The organism is Haloarcula sp. CBA1122 (assembly GCF_009741785.1).
Classification (GTDB): Archaea; Halobacteriota; Halobacteria; order Halobacteriales; family Haloarculaceae; genus Haloarcula; species Haloarcula hispanica.
The window spans coordinates 1-19,777 of record NZ_WPCB01000037.1; the positions used below are offsets into that span (position 1 = coordinate 1).

The window sequence follows — 19,777 nt, forward strand, 5'->3', positions numbered from 1 at the left end:
GGAGCGTGTTGCGGCGTTGTCCGATGCGTACATCGGCCCCGTTATCCACGGCGACGCCACACGCCCGTCAATTCTTGAACAGGCCGACATAGCCGATGCGGACACCATCGCCGCACTCACTGACCAACCGGGCACGAACCTCGCAATCTGTATGGAGGCCCAACAGTACGCCCCATCGATTCGGACCATTGCAAGGGCAGAGACGGGGACGGAGCAGGAGTATGACGAGGTGGTGGATGCGACACTGCTACCCGAGTATCTTGGTGGCGACTATGCGGCAGATATACTGACCGGCGAGGATATCCGGACGCTTGTCTATCCGACTGCCGATCTCGATATCATCGAGGTGAACGTCTCCCCATCGGCCCCTGTTGCGGGGCGCCGTCTCGATGAAATCGCTCTTCCGTCCGGAAGCCTGCTCATCTCGACGGCGGACCGGACGGAACTCGCAGGAGCTGATACGGTGCTGGAACCTGATGAGCGCTATATTCTCGCTGTCGAAACCGACGTGGTCGATGAAGTGCTGAATCTCATGCGTGGATAGCATTATAGAGATTAAGACAGAGTACAACCACGCGCAACCTCGGAGGATAGAAATGATGTGTGCCTTCTTTCCAACCAGTGAGATATAGAATACTTTCAAGTCTATAGAGAGATTTGTTGGTTAAATTTGGAAACAGATATCCTAACAAAAGGTGGCGCTGAGTGATTTCAGACTTCCACTCAGAACAGAAGTCCATTCTGAGCGTATGTATGCAACAAATTCAGTATTTCCGGCATCCTACAGTTTTCGTGTGAAAGATTTGCCATGGCCAAAATCGTAACGTGCTCACACTGTGGTGAGCGAATGAAAAAAGACGGCACTACCAGTAGCTCTAATCGCCCTTCTAAGAGCTACATATTCCTCTGTACAAATGATTCCTGTCCCAATATCTCTACGATTAGCATCTCAAATAGTGAGTAGTTTTCTGTCTCCCGACTATTCCCTAATTCAAGAGTCCGATACTGGTCGCAGATCTCGTGTTCTGAGGCAGCCACTCAGGCAGTCTCGAGACTGCAACGCTAGCAGGAATTCTTTTTATGTACTCCAAAGCAATATGATCCCACTTCCCAATGGTTGACCTTTCGGAACAGTTGCCTGATATCCAGCTTTCCCGCCGAAATCGGATTGTCGTGTATTATCTCTCAGGTCTTGTGGTCCTGGTCAGTACATATGCGTTGGTCTACAACACCGCAATGGCACAGCTGGAAGGTGTCAACCAGTCGATATTTGCGTCGTTAGAGTTCGTCGTACAAACGATGACCACGACCGGGTACGGGCAAGACGCGGGTCTCTGGAGTCATCCGCTGATGTTTCTGTTCGTCACGATGACCCAAATTTCCGGCATTGCGCTTGGCTTCTTTACGCTCCGGCTCATCATCATCCCGCTATTCACTGGTGCAGAGGTCAACCTTGACAATCGACTCACTCCGAAACAGGACCATGTCATCATCTGTGAATATCGCCGTGACTCTGCCGTGCTTCTTGAGGAACTCAAAGAGCTCGGTATCGAATACGTCTTGATTTCCTCGTCCGAAAAAAAACGCCAAGGATCTCTCTGATGCGGGGTACTCCGTTATTCATGGCTCCCCACAGGATACGGCGGCGTTCGAGCGGGCCAGCATAGGGACGGCACAGGCGGTAATCACAGATGCCGGGGACGCGAACGTCAATACCATCTTGACAGTTCGCTCGATCGACCCGGATATCGACGTCATCACCCTCACTGACGACAGCGATATGCGAGATGTCCTGTTGGATACGGGCGCAGATACTGTCTTGTCTCCACACGGTGTGCTCGGTCAACGGCTCGCCGAGAAGGCGGTCTCATCGTTCAGTTCGGAGCTGACGGACACGATTGGCCTTGGTGGAGAGATAGAGGTCACAGAAATTCCGGTCCAGCAGGGGAACCGACTGAATGGCACGCGAATTCGCAACTCGAATATCAGAGAGGAAACGGGCGCGAATATCATCGGTGCGTGGATAGATGGCGAACTGCAGCTCCCGCCCGATCCGGATGCGATTATCCGCTCGAACACCGTGTTGCTCGTCTCTGGCGCACGCGACGCCTTGGAGGCGTTCAGTGACTTCATCCAGCCGGCCCGCACACTCCGCAGACACGAGCGCATCATCATCGCAGGGCAAGGTGAGGTTGGCGAGGCCGCACGGGACGTCGTGTCCGAAGCGGGGCTCGACGTCGTGACTATTGACATCAATGACGGCGATACTGTAGATGTTGTTGGGGATGCGGGGTCTGATGAGATTTTGGAAGAAGCCGGGATAGAGACGGCTGGTGCTATTATCATTGGGCTTCCAAACGACTCAGACTCGCTACTGACGACGGTGTTAGCGCGATCGCTGAATCACGATATCGAAATTCTTGTTCGGGTGAGTGACACCGATGCGACCCGGAAGGCACTCAGTGCTGGAGCGGACTACGTTCTGTCGGTTCCACGGGTGAGCGCTCGAATGGTCGCCAGGGAACTCCGCGGCGAGGATGTCCTTGCACCAGCGAGTCAGATTCGGCTACTCCGTGTTCCCGCCACACCGCTGGCTGGGTCGACACTCGCCAAGTCAGGCATCTACGAAAAAACGGGTTGTCGCGTCATCGCTATCGAGGACGAGTCTGGGTTCACCAGCACGGTTGATCCACAACGGAAGTTCACTGGAACCGAACATATCGTCCTCGTCGGCTCCGATGAGTCAGTCCAGCAGTTTAGAAAGCAGTTCGATGTCTCACCGATAAAGTCTTAGAGATAACAGCCTGGGGGGTATCTAACCCTGCTGTTCGATGGGAGTGGATCTCTCTGAGGCCGATGATTGCGCCACAAACCGACCCAATATCGAATCGATACCTGATCTGCTGTCAATCCGTAACCGACCGGTCTTATTACAGTAGACCAGTGAATGTAGGATACGAATTCTCATGACGGACCCGGATCCATTACGAGTCGAATACACGACAGTGAGAGAGCTGATTGATTTTCTCATGTATACGGTCGAGAGCATCAGCCTTGGCTTCGATCGGTGGGAGGAAGAGCACATCCGCGGCCCTGGATTGTATTTCGTTATCGTGACTGGGGTCCACTCCGGGGCATATGCTGACTCATTAGGCGAGAATATGTGGCCGACCGAAACCTGTCAGGTCGTGTCGGAGGATCTCGATAGACTCGTCGAGGCGGCACGCACAGTTGGGTTCACACGTGATGGTGCTGTTATTATCAGCACGGACGGCACCATCCAAGAGCAGATGGTCCGAATCAAAAGCCAAAGTGACGCCGACGAAGACACACCGCTTGATTATGCCGACTGGATGGGAACAAAGCATCTGAGCGCCATTGAGGTCTCGGTTCGCTCAGAGGTCGTTGCAGCTATCACACTCAGCGAAGAAGACGGACGGATGTCGCTTTTCCAAGATGGCAGTTACGAGGATTACAAGCGCCACGAATTAGGTGGTGTGTGGCGTCCATCAGACTAATCAAATCGTCTTTGTCCCCGCTCACAAGTCGATTCCAATTTCACTGCCCCATAAAAAAGGCAGTTAGCTACCTCTACGACGGATACATATCGTCGGACGGTATATGGGAGACCAGAATTGCTTCGATCCCTCAGCGAGTATTTCCGTCGGTTGCGGTTGCTCGTGTGGAACCAGCAAGAGGGGCGACCACGCGCGTTCTTCCGCGTCTGGCTGTTTTTGTTTGCTTATAGTAGCATCTTCATTGCCATCCCCCACCTCGTGGCTCCATCCGGGGATGGATTGTCGCGAACCGCCGGACTCCGAGTAGTATTGGTCTGCTGTACATTCGTCCTTGTCATCTTGACAGTGTACTATATCGATCGACGACCACTTCGAACAGTCGGCCTTTCGGTTGATTGGCGCTGGTTTATCGACCTCATTGTCGGGATCGCAATCGGCAGCGCTATCCCGACACTTGCGGTAGGAGTTGGTCTCGTCGGTGGCTGGATAACCGTTGAGGAGCCCGTACACGCACTAACGATTAACTACGTTCAAGATATGGGATTAGCTCTTCTCATCACGGCGAGTATAGCACTCGGCGAAGAACTCGTCTTTCGAGGGTACGTGCTCACTAATGCGATTAGCGGACTCGATCTCCCATGGTTATCACATTCAATGACGGTTGCAACCGCATGGAGTGTTTCCGCGGCCTTCTTTGCGGCTAAACATCCGATTTTTACACTTGCCGATGGAGTCCATTTTTTAACTGCGGGGTTCTTGCTCGGACTTGCCTATCTTCTCACCGGGAAGCTCGGTCTTCCGGTTGGGATCCACGCCGGCTTCAATTTTGTAGCCAACTATGTCTTTTCCACGACATCAGAACTCACAGTCGTTCCTCTGATAGTCGAGGGACCCAGATGGCTGGTCGGACAAACAGGAGTTGTCCAGACAGCGTTACTGCTTCCTGCTGCCCTTGCCGTTGTACTGTACGTCTGGTGGCATTCGGGGAGTGTGGAAATCATCCCAAAAACTATAATGAAACTGAATAACTGAAACATAATTCTCTACCAGAATATGGTTGAAATAATGGACACTTCCGATTAGTTCTCAGCGGAAGAGTCGGAGAGGACTGCTGAAAGTCTGGGGACAATAGCCCCCTCAATCGGAGTCGAATACTGCATCAACATCGTTCCGATAATACTCATAACTAGGACATAGCCGACGGCAAATGCATAGATTGTCTGGGCAACCGTATCAGTCAGTGTGGTTCCCGCACCAGAAAGTGCCAGCGTAGCGATGATAAGTGAAAATTCGCCCCGAGTAGTCATTCCGAGTCCGACTCGGAGCGACTGACGGATATTCAGATCGTATATCCGACCGCCGAGATACCCACTTGCCAACTTCGTCGGGACCGTCAGCACGACAGCGACAAGGATGAGTGCGAGCACACCCGCGAACACCAGCGGATCGGTCACGAGGCCAATCCAAACGAAAAAGACAGCCGCAAAGAGGTCTCGAATCGGTTCGAGTAACCGCTCCAGTTGTTCAACGTGTTCGGTCGAGGAGAAGGCCATACCAATAAAGAAGGCAGCGACCGCTTCGCTCACGCCGAGTGCGAGTGCCGCACCGGCAGTGAGAACAGTGATTCCAACGGCTCGAAGGACGATGAATTCGTGCGAGGCAGCGTCGAGTACACGCTCGAAAAACGGCGTGCCGAACCATACGACTACCAGCAAGAGGAGGATGACACCCAGTGCGACTCCGATCGACTGGACAGCCGCCCCGATATCACCGCCCCCAAGCAGCAGTGCCGAGGCGATCACGAGGTACACCGCGATGACGAGGTCCTCGTAGACGAGCGTCCCCAGCATCGGTTCGGCTTCGTCGTTGGCGATCCACCCGATGTCGATGAGGGATTTCGTAATGATAGCCGACGAGGAGATGTAGACGATTCCCGCCACCAGAAACGCCGGCAGGAACGCCCGAAAGAGGACGAACCCGAGCACCAGCCCGCCCCCGAAGTTGACGACGAGGTCGACCGTCCCGGCTTTGCCGATGCGACTCCGGTTGGCGAGCAGGCGGTTGAGGTTGAACTCAAGCCCAAGGAAGAACAGCAGGAACACGATACCGAGTTCAGCTCCCAGTTCGATGAACTCGGTCGTGTCAAGCGCGTAAGGACCGAGTCGCCCGGCAACATTTGGACCGAGAAGGATGCCAGCGCCGATATAGAACGGGATGACCGACTGCCGGAGCTGGCTGGCGATGCCACCGACGAGTGCAACCGCGGCAAATAACACTCCGAGTTCGAAAAGCGCCACTTCACTGACCACACCACATCACCTCCAGTTCGTTCGCCATGGAGTCACTCTGAGTTAGCGGCGTCGTTGGAGACGAACGAATCGAACTTCTGCAGGTCCTCCTGTGAGCCGATAACCACGAGCGTGTCACCAGCCTTGATGACCGTATCCGCCTGTGGTGATGGCATGACGGAGCCATCCCGCTCGATGGCAGCAACCGACACTCCCGTCCGCTCCCGGACACGCGCGTCCGATAGCGTTTGGCCGGCGATCTCCGACCCGTCGTCGACGTTGTACCACTCCATGAATGTGCCCTCTGCGAGCATCGTCTCGACCTGTTCAGATTGGACCGGCTGGAAGTGCGCACCCTCCAGGATAGCCCCAACAGTACGAGCCAGTCGGTCAGGAAGTTCGAACAGTTTCTCGGAATCAGCACCCTCTGTGGCTTTGAGGAATACCTCCCGCTTGCCGGTGTTGTGCGTGACGATGACGAGTCGTTGTTCGTCCCCGATTTCAACCTCGAACTTCTTCCCAACACCGGGAAGATCACTCTCGTAGACAGTCATACCAGACTCGTGTTTGGGAAGCCTAATAAAAACGAGCGAGTATCCAGTGAAAAACAGACTATTCGCTCCATCGGTGTCGTCAAATGGACCCCTGTCGATGGCACTAAAAACTAGGAGAACGGTAGTGGGCAATCATTATTTTTGACTTATTTGCTTTCCACAGTTTGGACAATACCTGACAGAGGACAACACAGGATGGAGAAATTTCACTTCGAATTCGTAGTCACAGTGTGGACAGGTATTATCGGGCGGTTCACGCATCCAAATTCGGAGATTGGGCTCTGGTTCCTTCTTTTGAATCCGCCCAGCCATGGCGAGACTTCGAAGGATCGACCACATGTTACCGAGAGATGTACCGATGCGGTCTGCTAACTCTCGGGTAGTATAGGGTACGAACGGTTCCATTTCCTCGTAGACCGTTTCATCTGAGATCTGTCCAGAATCGTGGTTGTCCGATGGGGAATCAGTGGGCATTTGATAGCAGTACACTCCGGACCGTTGTAAACACCTATATTCACAGTGACTCCCTCAGATGGCGTTCATGACTTCTGAGAGGATATGGGTACTAACAAAGAGCACGACGTGGTCGCCAGGCTTGATAATGGTCTCACCCCGAGGGACAATGGACTCACGACCACGGGTGACTGCGCCGATGACAACTCCGGATGGAAGGTCAGTGATGCTTTCGTTGATCGGACGGTCCACGAGCACACTATCCTCAGTGACTTCGATCTCGATGACCTCTGCTTGCCGATTTTCAACGAGAGAGAGATTCTCTATCTGTCCCTCCTGAGTGAAGCGGATGATTTCCTCGGCAGTAACTTCCCGCGGGTTGACTGCGACGTCAACGCCCACCGCCTCAAACAACGGGGCGTACTCCCCGTCTTCAACGATTGCAACCGTCCGCTGGACGCCGACATCCTTGGCCAGCAAGGAAACGAGAAGGTTCTTTTCGTCGCTATCTGTCGCTGTGATGAGTGTCCCCACCTGGCCGATATTTTCACTGCGGAGGAACTCCGTATCAGTTGCATCGTTATTCAGCACTAGGGTGTGTTGTAGCGTCTCGGCCAGTTCCTGTGCTCGATGTGCATCTTGTTCGATCAGGCGCGGCTCGATATCTTGGCCTTCGAGTCGTCGTGCCGTATGGTATCCGATATCGCTGCCGCCGACAATGACGATATCGTCACTCTTGTCCGGGACAGTAGCAGGGGCTACTGTTCTCGAAAATGCCCGAATGCTTGCTGCCTCGCCAATGGTGATTACCCTATCTCCGGCTTCAATGAGGGAGTCTCCATCCGGGATAATAATGTCCTCATCTCGGGCAATCGCAGCAAATGTCAGTGCCTCGAACTGGTCTGCCTCCGCAACAGTTTGGCCGACAAGTTCGTTTTCTTCCGTAAGCTCAAATTCAGCCATCTGGACAAGGCCGCCAGAGAACGTCTCAACATCAACTGCTGCTGGAAGTCCGACGATGCGAGCGATATTGTCAGCTGTTAGGAGATTCGTTGAGACCATGAAGTCCACACCAAATGCCCCCTCAGACAGTTCCCACGTATTAAAGAAGATCTCGTTACGGACTCTGGCAATCGTAAAGGCGTCGCTGACGGTCTTTGCTGTCCCACAAGTGACTAGGTTCGTCTCATCATCGTCTGTGCTGGCGATGAGCATATCGGCCTCCGCAATGCCGGCTTCCTGCAGTGTCTCAAGAGAGGTCCCATCTCCCTCAATCGCCAGCACATCTATTGAATAAGTGAGTTGTTCAACTTTTTCGGGGTTAGTATCGATAACGACGACATCGTGGTTTTCAGAAAGACTTGCTGCGATATTTAACCCCACCTGGCCAGCGCCGACAATCACTACTTGCATTGGCTTCCGGGAACCGTTCATACTCTGATTAATAGACAACACCCACTAATGGTCGTTCTGCATATCCCAGTTTGATGACTATGCTATACGAGACTCCCAGCAGCATCCGGAGACGTGAAGACTTTTCTATCCTCCTCTCAACATGGTGTTGACGGGTAATTAAGCGGAGAGAGTTGATTCTACTATGAGAAGCTACGTCGACTGGCGATCTGGATTCAGCTTCGTTGGGACAATCCTGCGGAAACTATCCATTGCCCCGCTCGTTCCGGCTCTAGTTGCAGTGTATTACGGTGAGTATCTACTCCCGTTTATTGTCACCACAGTAGCTATGTTTGGTGCTGGTTTCGCCCTCGAACAACTTCGTGACGACCGAAAACTCGGCAAGCGTGAAGCGCTCTTGATGGTAAGTGCCACATGGCTCGTCGTTCCTATTTTTGGGGCCATCCCGTATCTTATTGCTGGTCAGGGGACAATCGCACAACCCGTGAATGCCCTGTTCGAAAGCATGAGCGGATTTACGACGACCGGGTCAACCGTTCTGGCAGAAATCTCTTTTGAACAGCACTCCCACTCGATTTTGTTATGGCGACAACTCACACAGTGGATTGGGGGAATGGGGATTATCGTTCTCATGGTCGCAATTCTCTCTGAACTGTCTGTCGCTGGAGCCCAAATCATCAACGAGGAAGCACCCGGTTTTTCACTTGAGAAGTTAACGCCACAGATTCAGGAAACTGCACGAGCACTGTGGAAGATCTATCTCGGATTCACTGTTGCCGCCGCTCTCGTTTATTATGGTTTGCACTTCGCCGGGGTCGCTCCAAACATGGGTGCTTACAATGCCGTTGCACACGCTCTTACGACAATGCCGACAGGTGGTTTTTCGCCCGAAGCACGGAGTGTCGAAGCCTTCGCTCCCATCGTCCAGTGGGCAGTGATGCCGTTCATGATCGTTGCCGGAACCAACTTCGCGTTATTGTGGTACCTCTTCAACGGTGAACCGAGACAACTAACGAAGAATCCAGAGTTCCGAACGTATCTCCTCGCTGTAGCTGCCATTGGCTCGCTCTTATCTGTCCTCTTAGTAACTGGATTAGGGATAGCGGAGATTCCGACCAATATCGGTCAGCTTTCCGGGGATCTGGAAAATTCGCTACGCCAGGGACTCTTTCAGACAATCGCGGTCATCACGACCACGGGGTATGCCAGTATGGATTTCAATACATGGGGAGAGTCAGCTCAACTGGTTCTTCTGTTCGCCATGTTTCTCGGCGGGTCAGCCGGCTCAGCAGCGGGGTCTGTCAAAATCATTCGCTGGTATATTGTCTCCCGAGCGATGGGTCGACAGTTGTTCACGACAATACATCCGTCGGCTATTCGACCAATTCGTCTGAACGACGATACAGTCAACGAAGAGACTGTTCGAGACATATTTGTCTTTATATTCACATTCGTCTCGATATTCGTGTTTTCAACCGTGTTAATCTATTTAGACGCACTCCGTATCGGCCTCGATATCTCCGCACTCGAAGCAATCAGTGCCACGATTGCCACACTCGGGAACATCGGTCCGGGTGTGGGTATCGTCGGCCCAATGGACAACTTCCGGCCGTTCTCTGCGCCGGCCAAGCTCTATATGGTGGTTCTAATGTGGATCGGGAGACTTGAGATTATATCCGTGCTGGTAGTCTTCACGCCGAGCTTCTGGCAGCGATAGGAGTGAACCGCCTCGGGGTCAAGCTCCGAGGCACTCAGCCTGTCTCGCCTGTAGAGCACTCTGGATCACCGTATTATGCTCTTGGACTCCGAAATTCGCTGACCGATTTCCGAACGAGTATAGAAACTGTGCTCTCTGTGGATACATCCTATCTCCAGAAAGCGTCGTTGAGACAGAATCCGCTACCTATAGGCCCAGTATGAAACAAACGATAGGAAACGAGAGTTCACATAAGGATCAAAAAAATTGAATCGCCTGCGGGAGGGTAACTCGAAGTACTGCCCCGCTGCACCCGAGACTAATGAAACCAAACAGGATAGCAAGCTGTGATTTATTATCCTCTATCCCGACCAACATCTGGTACAAAACGAACGATCCGGAACTCTGTAGCATAAATAGTCCCATCAGTGCCCCACCACTTACAAAAAATGGGTCTGCTTCGAGTGAAAAGACTGGATACGATAGAGCAGGCCATCCGAGCAAAATTGCAGATATACCTGTAATGACGTAGAGAAAGAACGGGGCCAATACTACAAGAGTGGCACGGACCCCCATAGCTAAAGTGAATTTGAGAGACGCCTCCAGAAGAGTAGCTATCATGGCCATCCGTGATTGAGGCGAATCCAGCGTATCGGACACAGCTATCTCGTATCGGCGTTATGTGGGGAGAGCTTATCAAAATACTGTAACGACTGTATACCCACCGAGAAACATCAAGCTGATGAAATGTTTGCCTTGTAGTATTGAGTTGGCAGAGCCGCAATCCGTCATAGACTGGCCCCACACACTACGGAACTGGATACACACTCTTAACAGATAGTGGATGAACCTACCAGTATGAGCAGTGAGACCGACGACGAAGATATCCTTGCACACGTGCTTCTTCCCGTCGCTCACGAAGCCGACGCGTTAGCGACGGCAACCGCGCTTGAACCATACGGGCCAGCCAATGTGACCGCCCTTCACGTTGTAGAGAAAGGCGGTGGCGTCCCGGACAAGACACCAGTCGAACAGTCCGAGGACCTCGCAGCGGAATCGTACGCCGCTGTCCGGTCCGTGTTCCCTGACGCCGACGACCACACCGCCTACGGACGGGATGTCGCAGCGAAAATATTCGACGCAGCTGACGAGGTCGACGCCAGTGCCATTGCCTACCGTTCCCGCGGCGGGAATCGCCTCATGCAGTTTCTGTCCGGCGACATTTCGGTGAAGCTGGTGACCCAGGCAAATCGCCCCGTCATCGCGCTCCCCCGAGAGGAAGAGTCATGAGCGAGGAAGACCTCGCCAAGGACCTCGGACCACTCGCGGCGCTGACCATCGGTGTCGGAACGATGATCGGTGCAGGCATCTTCGTTCTGCCGGGCGAGGCTATCCTCAAGGCTGGGTCGTTGGCGTCTGTGGCGTTCGTTTTGGGTGGCATCATCGCCATGTTCACGGCACTGTCTGCCAGCGAACTCGGCACTGCGATGCCCCGATCAGGTGGGGCCTACTACTACGTCAATCACGCGCTGGGGCCGATGTTCGGGTCGGTCGCTGGCTGGGCCAACTGGCTCGGACTGGCCTTCGCCAGTGCCTTCTACATGGTCGGGTTCGGCCGGTACATTGCCCGCATCTTCGGTCTCTCCGGTAGTGTCGGTGTCGGTCCGATATCGATCACCGTAGTGAAGATAATCGCGCTCGTCGGTGGCGCCTTCTTCGTCCTCATCAACTACGTCGGTGCGAAGGAGACCGGCCGGCTTCAGAACATCATCGTCGTCCTGCTGATTGGTATCCTCACGGTGTTTACGTTCCTCGGGACGCTCCGAGCCGAACCGTCGAACCTCCCGGCTGCTACTGATGTCGTCACCACCCTGGAAACCACGGGCCTCATTTTCGTCTCCTATCTCGGTTTCGTCCAGATTACGAGCGTCGCCGAGGAAATCAAAGACCCTGGTAAGAACCTCCCGCGAGCGGTCATCGGCAGCGTCGTCATCGTGACTGTCATCTATGCGCTTGTCTTGGTGATCATGAGCGCAGCCGTCCCACAGGGCTTCATCGCGGACATCATCAGCTCTGACGCCGAGAACCCCATCGCTGTCGTCGAGGTCGGGAGCTACATCCAGGGGGCCGCGATGGGTGGTGCACTCCTGTTCGGCGGCTTGCTCGCTACCGCTTCCAGTGCGAACGCCTCTATCCTCGCGTCCTCGCGTATCAACTTCGCCATGGGACGCGATCGGATCGTCACACCAGCTCTCAACGAGATACACCCGAAGTACGGAACGCCGTACAGAGCCATCGGTATCACTGGCGGTCTGATTCTCCTGTTTATCGTCATCGGGGACTTAACGCTGCTTTCGGGCGCTGCATCGGGACTCCATCTCATCATCTACGGGTTGCTGAACCTCGCACTCATCGTCATGCGGTACGTAAACCCCGAGGAGTACACGCCCGACTTCGTCGTCCCACTGTATCCCTTGATGCCGATTCTCGGTGTCGTGCTCTCCTTTGCGTTGCTGGTGTTTGTCGCCGGAGACGCCCTGTTGCTTTCGTTTGGTATCGCCGCCGCGGCGGTACTATGGTACGGACTCTATGCCCGCTCACGTACCGAAAAACAGGGGATCCTCTCGAAACACATCATTTCACGGTCCGAGAAGATGCCCGACGCGGCCGTCAACGCGGCGGCCGGCGTCCAACCCGATGGCGGACAGTACCGTGTGATGGTGCCCCTGGCCAATCCCGAACACGAGAAGGACCTCATCACACTCGCCAGCGCTGTCGCCAAACAGCGCGGCGGGAGTGTAATTGCCACCCACATCGTCACGGTGCCTGACCAGACGGCGCTCTCGGCCGCTGCCGAGCGGTCCGACGAGATAGACAAGAGCTCACAGCACCTGCTTGATAGCGCCCGTGAGGACGCTGAAACCTTCGGCGTCGATGTCGAGACACATACTATCCTTTCGCACAAATCCTACGAAGCCATCTTCGATGCCGCCCGCACACACACCGCCGACCTCGTCGTGATGGGATGGGGCCCGGACTCACACGGTTCACCAGGGCGGGCCGAATCGGCTATGGACGAACTCACCGAGGCGGTCCCCTGTGACTTCCTCGTCCTCCGTGACCGCGGGTTCGACCCCTCGCGTATCCTCCTTCCCACAGCTGGCGGCCCGGACTCTGAGCTGTCAGCCAACATTGCGAAGCTGCTCCAGTCCGAATACAACTCCGAGGTGACGCTGCTCAACGTCAACGACGACCGCGGGGCAGGCGAGCAGTTCCTCCAGGATTGGGCGGCCGACCAGGGATTAGAGGACGCCGAACTCCTCGTCAAATCCGGTGACGTCGAAACAGCTATTATGAATGCCGCTGATGACGCCACACTCCTGCTCCTTGGCGCGACTGAGGAAGGGTTACTTCGCCGACTCGTCTCCAGGTCGCTCGTGTTAGACGTTGTTGACGACGTGGAGTGTTCGGTACTGCTGGCGGAGAAACACCGTGACCGAGGCCTGATTGAGCGACTGTTCTGAATGGGGGACCTCCCCACATTATCCGTTCGGTTGTGCTAAAACTCGTTGAAATAGCGATTCGAAGACGTATGCATTGAGAGCGCCAGTCTCAACTAGCAGCCTCAGTCTGGAAGTTGAGACTACAGGGGGTTTAGCGGGGCTATGATGCGTGGTTTCGGCTGGTTCAGTGATCGGGAACTGGCACAGACTGCTCTCCAAACACCTGATCTTGTTGCACTGCCACTCATTTTCGCGAATTTAGACGACTTCCGACAGCGTTGCCACTCAGACGCGGCGCTAACACGGAGAGAGCCCCTCACTATCCGATTCCCGTTTCCTTCTTCAACAGCGTCAGCGTATTGTCGGCTGTTACGATCGGCGAATGCTCGTATTCACCAGTCAATTCGACCTGTACCAGTAAATCGACTGCTCGCCAAATCGAGTACAACAGACACGCGAATGCGAAGTAGAAGAATCGGAGGCCAAAATCCTTCGATGTCGTGGCGGCCATGAAGCGCTTGATCGATTTATAACCGCTTTCAATCTCCCAGCGATACCCATACTCGGTAAGATAGGCGCTGCTGGTGTTTGTCATGAATACCGAGTATTGCCGGTGATCGTCGTGCTCAGAGTCTTCTTGCCGACGGTAGATCAGCGTCGTCTCGTGCCACTCGTTCTTCCCAAGATGGAGTTTCCGATCAGTCTCGTATCGGTCTTGACCCCGCTGGAGCAATCGCTTGGCTTGGGCTTTCTCGCTGGTCTGCATCCGCTTCGGGACAACATACGACAGTCCACGCTGGCTGAGCAGCTCTAGAATATGCTGGCTGTCGAACTCCCGATCCATCAGCACATTATCGACGTGAACCAACTCCTCGGCAGAGTTGAGCAGGTCCTCGACTATCTCTTTGCGAGTCTCGCCTTTCCGAACCGGACGTGCGTCTAACACGATTGGGACGCATTGCCGACTAACTGGACCGTAGCCCACTGATAGGCGTACTCATCGGTCTTCTCCTTGGTCCCAATAATCTCGTCTTCGTGCCCGGTTCTGTCGCCTGTGAACGGGTCGGCTTCCGTAATATCGATAGCAACAATCCCAGCTCGAAAGAACTCCTCTGTCTCTGCAACTTCATCGAGTAATCGATTTACGGCTCGTCGGTACATCTCCCGAATCTGTTCAATCGAGAGATCACGAATGTGCTCGCGATGGGCGTGACCCAGCGGTGTCCGGTCACGGGTCGACTCGTGAACAAAACTGCGAGCCCCCTCGTTAGCAGCCAACCGTTCCCGAAGTCCGAGATACGTTTGTAAGTCCCAGTACGCGTTCTCGTGGATTTCACAGCCATCACCGCGATTCAGTGAGAATGCTGGGAAAACGACGTGGCTGATGTGGTCCGTAATCGATGCTGCTTCGTCAAGAACGGTTTGATCGTCTGGGTCTGATTTGTTCGCTTCGTCATCGTGCGATGGAAAGCTACGTTCTGGCTCGCGCGGAACAGCAACGCCCGCGTTCTGAGCTTTGATTAGAATTGTCCGCGCAGCTGCCTCAATTGTCTCGCGAAGCTCTGTAGTGAATCGTTCGTGCCAGCTTCGCCATAGCGTCGACTGGTCTGGGACCGTCTCTATGTCTAGTTGTTCACGGAGTTCAGGATGGTGAGTGAGGTACGTGAGGAGTGCCGTCTCGTGGGCCCAGCCGTGAAGTTCTTTGAGTAGAAATAATCGGAACAGTTGAGCCATCTCGTACTGAATAGCTCCAAAATACCGGACATGTGGCCCAAACTCGACGTACGCTACTGGGTAGTGAGATACGAACTCGTCGACGGAGTGGTGAGCCTGGTGGTCGAACCATGTGGACGCAACGGTCCAGATGTCTTCTTTCAGGCCGGCGAGAGAACTCCGGTCGTAGAGTGAAGTCGAATCATATGCTGGCCACTCAGCGTATGACTGCTGTGCGATTCGTCGAAAGACACTGCGTTGAGAGTCGCAACTCGCAACCACTACGAGATGCTGGCCACGGCAGGCTCAAGAATCCGTTTACTGCTCAGTACAGGGAAGGTACGTAAACTCACTTTTTTGAAGTCCACAAGACAGATATTGCCTTGACCGGAAGTTCAGTTATGCCCCGTGACACCCTCGTTTCGTGGAAAACATTTGGTCTATTCCTCCTCTTCCCGCCTCTTGCCATCATCGCTATTGTATTGTTCCCTCTGACGCTACTCGTCCTATTCTGGCTCTATAACAGGGGAAAGACCCAAGCAGTACGTGAGAGAACCACCTCCGAGCCGGGGTCATCTGTTGATAACTAAGCACCTTACTGAGCAGTTGTTTCACCTGCAAGATAGGGGGCGAAAGCTGTATATCAAATCTGTCTCCAGAAATCCCGAGTAGTGGTGACGGTGCAATCAACAGCCATACTATTTTGATTTGGTCCCGTAAATACCAATAGTGGCCAGCATATCTGTAGAAATACCACTGATGGAGCGAGATGACTTCGACGAGACGGCCCCTGACGAAATCATTCCCACGACAACGCCGAAAGGGACGTATTCGGCGTTCCGGCCTGACCCGCTTCCCCCCTCAACTGACACTGAACAGCTCATTACACCGCTGGCCGAGGCGACACAGGCACTTGGACGACTCCACGGTATCGGCCCACGTGTTGGCTCAAGAGAGATCCTGATCGAACCGTTCATTCGAAAAGAAGCCCTGGAATCCTCGCAAATCGAAGGAACACATGCTACCCTCTCGGATATCTACGCCTATGAGGCCGGACAGGAAGCTCTTATCGACGAAGACAGACAGCAGGGCACCCAGGAAGTCGTGAACTATCTACACGCCCTGACGCACAGATTGGATGCGATCACAGCTGGCGATCCAATTACCGTCGAATTGCTGTGCGAAATGCACAACCGGTTGCTTTCGGGTGTCCGTGGGGATGAGGCTGACCCAGGTGAACTTCGTACAACCCAGAATTTCATCGGCAGTACGCCATACATCCAAGACGCCAGGTACGTGCCGCCACCACCGAACGAAATCCCTGACCTTCTCGAAGACTTGCTCGAGTATGCGAACCAAGAGACGAATTTACATCCACTCCTCCGAATCGGATTGATTCATTACCAATTCGAGACGATTCATCCGTTTCTCGATGGGAACGGACGACTCGGGCGGCTATTGATCAGTCTCCTCCTACAACGTGACGGTCTTTTGCCCGAGCCGTATCTCTACCTGAGTTCGTATTTCAATGCACGACGTTCGGACTACGTCGATCACCTACTGGCAGTCAGTCAGCGGGGTGAGTGGGAAGAATGGTTGCTGTTCTTTCTACGTGGTGTGCAGTCACAGGCAGATGAAGCTCACCAGCGAGCGAACCTACTGGTCGACCTCCGAGAGGACTATCAACAGCGCTACCAGAGCGAGCGGTCTGAGAATATCCTCGAACTGGTCATGCGACTCTTCGAAGATCCGTACTTGGACGTGAACACAGCAGCCGACCGGTTGGATGTCGAATACAGCACAGCCAACCGACTGATTGGACAACTCGAAGATGACGGGATACTCGAAGAACTCACTGGAAAAGAGCGTAATCGGTTCTACCGTGCAAGCGAAGTCTTCGAGATTATTAACAAGCCAATCGACCAGCTCTAGATCATAGCCTAACAAGAGACGAGCCATATGCATTGAGATGGCCAATCTCAACTACTGGGGAGAGGGGGAAGTCACGTTTTCGGGATCTCAAGTTCTAGGCACTGTCTAGTTTTGGATGACCTCAGTTGGCGTTCGTCCGTCAAGTGCTTGGTTGGGTCGTTCGTGGTTGTAGTGGTGTCTGAAGCGTCGTAGCCACTGTTTCGCGCTGGATTGACTGCCCCTCCAGAAGAAATGAAAGCGGTCGATTCGCATGGTCACAGTCTGGAACCACTTTTCGATGTGGTTCCGGCTTCGGTAGTTGAGCCGACTGCTCAAATCGTGGCGTGAGAGGGCAGTCAGATAGCCGCCAGCATCGACGAGAAACTCTGTATCGTCGACATCGTGTTTCTGAGTGAGTCGGTGCAGGAACGCTGCCGCGGGGTCGGTCCCGCGGCGGCTGAACACGTCGACCTCTAGCAACAGCTTCGAATCAACGTCGACGGCGGCGTACAGCCACTTCTTTTCGCCGTCAACCTCGATTTGTTTCTCGTCGACCGCGACCCGCGACGCTCCGCCGTCGGCGGGTCGCTCTGTGCTTCCGATAGCGTGTGAACCCAGTTCCAGACCGCTCCGTGAGAGCGATCGACACCCAGCAAGTCTAAAATTGCGACTGTCTCCCTGATCGACAGCCCCGCCGTGTGGAGACGCACCCCAAACCGCCGGACTGGTGTCGGGGTGCGCTCGTTCTCCCAAACGTCTTGACTGTCCTCGTCTAACGTTTCTCTGAGGAGGTCTGCGAGCTTCATGGACAAAACTCACTAAGACCTCCTCGCTTCTCAAACTCGCTCAACTAGACAGTGCCTTTACGTGTACCATATGTGTATTTGTGACAATTAATTCTTTCCGAGAGTAGTTAACGCAAATAGATAGTCTGGTAGCTCATTCTATTGACTTAAGAGTCTAACAGACGCAAATCCGCTACTCCTCGGTGGCAGCCTCCCAGCCCTTATGAAAGTACACCAGCGCCATGTCGGAGTCAAAACACTGCCCGGATGGAACGTGCTGAAAGACGTTTTGTTCAGGAATTGGCTCAACCACACCCTCATTGAGTAGACTGGTGACCACCTCACGGCCTCGTGGCTCGTCGATCTCGACAGTATCGGGACGCTGCCGGTCGCGGTCCTGTGCGATCTGTTCGCGCTCGAAGCGCTCGTAGTCTGGAACTGTTTCAGTCGGGTCCATGAAGGAAATCCCTCACCCGACCGGGGAGACACAAAAGTAGCGTTAACCAACAGTCGGGAAGTATTGCGGTCGCTATTGGTTAAGACACCAGCGTGTCATAGAAACGTTCGCAAGACCGAGAGAAACTTCCTCGTCAAGCCGGTTGACGAGGAAGTTAAGGAGTTGGTACTCGTGAATTTCACTGTCTGCTTGCTGCTGTTTGCTAGGCACATTCGCAGCAAGCAGACGTCTCAACTAACCGGCTTTGTGAGGTCCTAAATCTACATAGAGCGTCCGACTCCGGCGTGTCAACAATAGATTTAGATAATGCCCGGAGAAACCAGGATTTGATGGCTATCTCGCTGGTAACGTGGCTCCGTCTGTTCGGTGGTGTCGCCCTCCTTCTGGGAAACAGCTTTTTCGTCACGACCGAGTTCGCGATGACCCGCGTCAGGCAGTTCGAGGAGGCGGAGTTTCTCGGTAATGGACGTGGACTTGAACGCGCCTGGAACATGACCAAGCGGTTGGAGATATTTCTCACAGGCTGTCAGGTGGGGATCACCATCTGCAGTGTCGGCCTGGGAGTGGTCGCTGAACCGGCCGTCACAGCAGTCCTGGGACCGCTACTGGGTGCAGTTGGCGTCACCGGCGGCGGACACACGACACTGTCTGTCCTCCTCGCGTTGGTCGTTGTCAATCTCATGCACGTTATTGTCGGCGAGCAGGCACCGACGTATCTGGGGATCGAGCGTGCCAAGTTCGTCGCCAGGTACGGTTCGGGCCCGCTGTACGCCTGGACAAAGCTCATGTATCCGGTAATCATCTCGGCGGACTGGGTGGCGAAAACGTTGCTGGGCCTCTTCGGCGTTGAGATCTCCCGTTCGTGGACCGAATCGGAGGCCGAAAGCGATCTCGCAACTACTCGGGCCGAACTGCGTAGCGAAATGGGCGAGTCGCTCAGCCGACTCGATATCCCTGAAGAGCGACGGACTGAAGTTATCAACGCTCTCGACATCGGCGCGACGACGGTCAGTGAGATCATGGTTGACCGCAGTGACATCGTCGCGCTCTCGACGACTGACGACTTCGAGACGAACATGGACCGGATCGACGGAATGCCATACGTCCGCTTTCCGTTGATCGAAGGCTCACTGGACTCGTTCGTGGGTGTTGTCTACGCGCCGACGGTGCTGCACAACTACGAAGCGCTGGATTCGGGGACGACCACACTCGAAGAACTGGCAACCTCGCCGCTAACTGTCGCTGCTGAGACGACTATCAGTGACTTCATCGACCGGTGTCAGGACGAAAGTCAGGAACTCGCCCTCGTGGTTGCAGACGACGATGTCGTGGGTCTCCTCACCGCGACAGACGCCTTCGAGGCAATCACCGGTGAACTCGAAGACCCGATGGATCGCGCGGCCGAGTGACTGTCAGCACAGGCACATCATCGTCAATGTGTACCGAGAGTTCGATGACCTCTCCAGTATCCCGACTCTAGATTATA

At 54.3% G+C, this 19,777-nt stretch carries 14 protein-coding genes and 2 pseudogenes; 10 read left to right on the forward strand and 6 right to left on the reverse strand.

Features of this window, described 5'->3' with window-relative positions; genetic code table 11:
• From GJ630_RS13935 to GJ630_RS13950, 5 genes are all read left to right on the forward strand, one after another.
• On the forward strand, window positions 1–544 hold a 544-nt coding region (locus GJ630_RS13935), incomplete at its 5' end, for a TrkA family potassium uptake protein (protein ID WP_191450089.1).
• 569 nt (window positions 545–1,113) lie between these two features.
• A complete protein-coding gene (locus GJ630_RS20110; RefSeq protein ID WP_252718815.1) occupies window positions 1,114–1,602 on the forward strand; it encodes a YccS/YhfK family membrane protein in 489 nt (162 codons plus the stop codon).
• Between the two features lie 16 nt (window positions 1,603–1,618).
• Window positions 1,619–2,794, forward strand: a complete 1,176-nt coding sequence (locus tag GJ630_RS20115; RefSeq protein WP_371727628.1) for an NAD-binding protein — start codon at window positions 1,619–1,621, stop codon at window positions 2,792–2,794.
• A gap of 172 nt (window positions 2,795–2,966) precedes the next feature.
• Complete coding sequence (locus tag GJ630_RS13945; RefSeq protein ID WP_014030783.1) at window positions 2,967–3,518, forward strand: diadenylate cyclase; 552 nt, start codon at window positions 2,967–2,969, stop codon at window positions 3,516–3,518.
• 345 nt (window positions 3,519–3,863) lie between these two features.
• Window positions 3,864–4,550 (forward strand): CPBP family intramembrane glutamic endopeptidase, encoded by a 687-nt coding sequence (locus GJ630_RS13950; RefSeq protein ID WP_191450091.1) that lies wholly within the window; start codon window positions 3,864–3,866, stop codon window positions 4,548–4,550.
• 47 nt (window positions 4,551–4,597) lie between these two features.
• Here the strand turns inward: GJ630_RS13950 and GJ630_RS13955 are convergent, their stop codons facing one another.
• The 3 genes from GJ630_RS13955 to trkA form a co-directional block, all read right to left on the reverse strand.
• On the reverse strand, window positions 4,598–5,827 hold the full coding sequence (locus GJ630_RS13955; RefSeq protein ID WP_371727617.1) for a cation:proton antiporter: 1,230 nt from the start codon (window positions 5,825–5,827) through the stop codon (window positions 4,598–4,600).
• A 32-nt stretch (window positions 5,828–5,859) separates the two neighbouring features.
• Window positions 5,860–6,360, reverse strand: a complete 501-nt coding sequence (locus tag GJ630_RS13960; protein WP_191450093.1) for a cation:proton antiporter regulatory subunit — start codon at window positions 6,358–6,360, stop codon at window positions 5,860–5,862.
• A gap of 528 nt (window positions 6,361–6,888) precedes the next feature.
• On the reverse strand, window positions 6,889–8,247 hold the full coding sequence (gene trkA, locus GJ630_RS13965) for a Trk system potassium transporter TrkA (protein WP_256369594.1): 1,359 nt from the start codon (window positions 8,245–8,247) through the stop codon (window positions 6,889–6,891).
• Window positions 8,248–8,410: 163 nt separating this feature from the next.
• Here trkA and GJ630_RS13970 point away from each other — a divergent pair, with 163 nt between their 5' ends.
• From GJ630_RS13970 to GJ630_RS13980, 3 genes are all read left to right on the forward strand, one after another.
• Window positions 8,411–9,943: a TrkH family potassium uptake protein gene (locus tag GJ630_RS13970; RefSeq protein WP_191450095.1), complete on the forward strand. Its 1,533-nt coding sequence runs from the start codon at window positions 8,411–8,413 to the stop codon at window positions 9,941–9,943.
• 837 nt (window positions 9,944–10,780) lie between these two features.
• Window positions 10,781–11,212, forward strand: coding sequence for a universal stress protein (locus GJ630_RS13975; protein WP_191450097.1), 432 nt, complete (start codon window positions 10,781–10,783; stop codon window positions 11,210–11,212).
• Window positions 11,209–13,446: an amino acid permease gene (locus GJ630_RS13980; RefSeq protein WP_014030777.1), complete on the forward strand. Its 2,238-nt coding sequence runs from the start codon at window positions 11,209–11,211 to the stop codon at window positions 13,444–13,446. Before GJ630_RS13975 ends, GJ630_RS13980 begins: the two co-directional genes overlap by 4 nt.
• A gap of 298 nt (window positions 13,447–13,744) precedes the next feature.
• Here the strand turns inward: GJ630_RS13980 and GJ630_RS13985 are convergent.
• A pseudogene (locus GJ630_RS13985) lies at window positions 13,745–15,420 on the reverse strand (transposase).
• A 477-nt stretch (window positions 15,421–15,897) separates the two neighbouring features.
• Here GJ630_RS13985 and GJ630_RS13990 point away from each other — a divergent pair.
• A complete protein-coding gene (locus GJ630_RS13990; protein ID WP_064287134.1) occupies window positions 15,898–17,070 on the forward strand; it encodes a Fic family protein in 1,173 nt (390 codons plus the stop codon).
• A gap of 105 nt (window positions 17,071–17,175) precedes the next feature.
• Here the strand turns inward: GJ630_RS13990 and GJ630_RS13995 are convergent.
• Window positions 17,176–17,855, reverse strand: a pseudogene (locus GJ630_RS13995) (IS6 family transposase).
• Between the two features lie 172 nt (window positions 17,856–18,027).
• On the reverse strand, window positions 18,028–18,291 hold the full coding sequence (locus tag GJ630_RS14000; RefSeq protein WP_129754750.1) for a hypothetical protein: 264 nt from the start codon (window positions 18,289–18,291) through the stop codon (window positions 18,028–18,030).
• A gap of 329 nt (window positions 18,292–18,620) precedes the next feature.
• Between GJ630_RS14000 and GJ630_RS14010 the strand changes: the two genes are divergently transcribed.
• Window positions 18,621–19,700, forward strand: a complete 1,080-nt coding sequence (locus GJ630_RS14010; RefSeq protein ID WP_050007337.1) for a CNNM domain-containing protein — start codon at window positions 18,621–18,623, stop codon at window positions 19,698–19,700.
• Window positions 19,701–19,777: the final 77 nt, after the last annotated feature.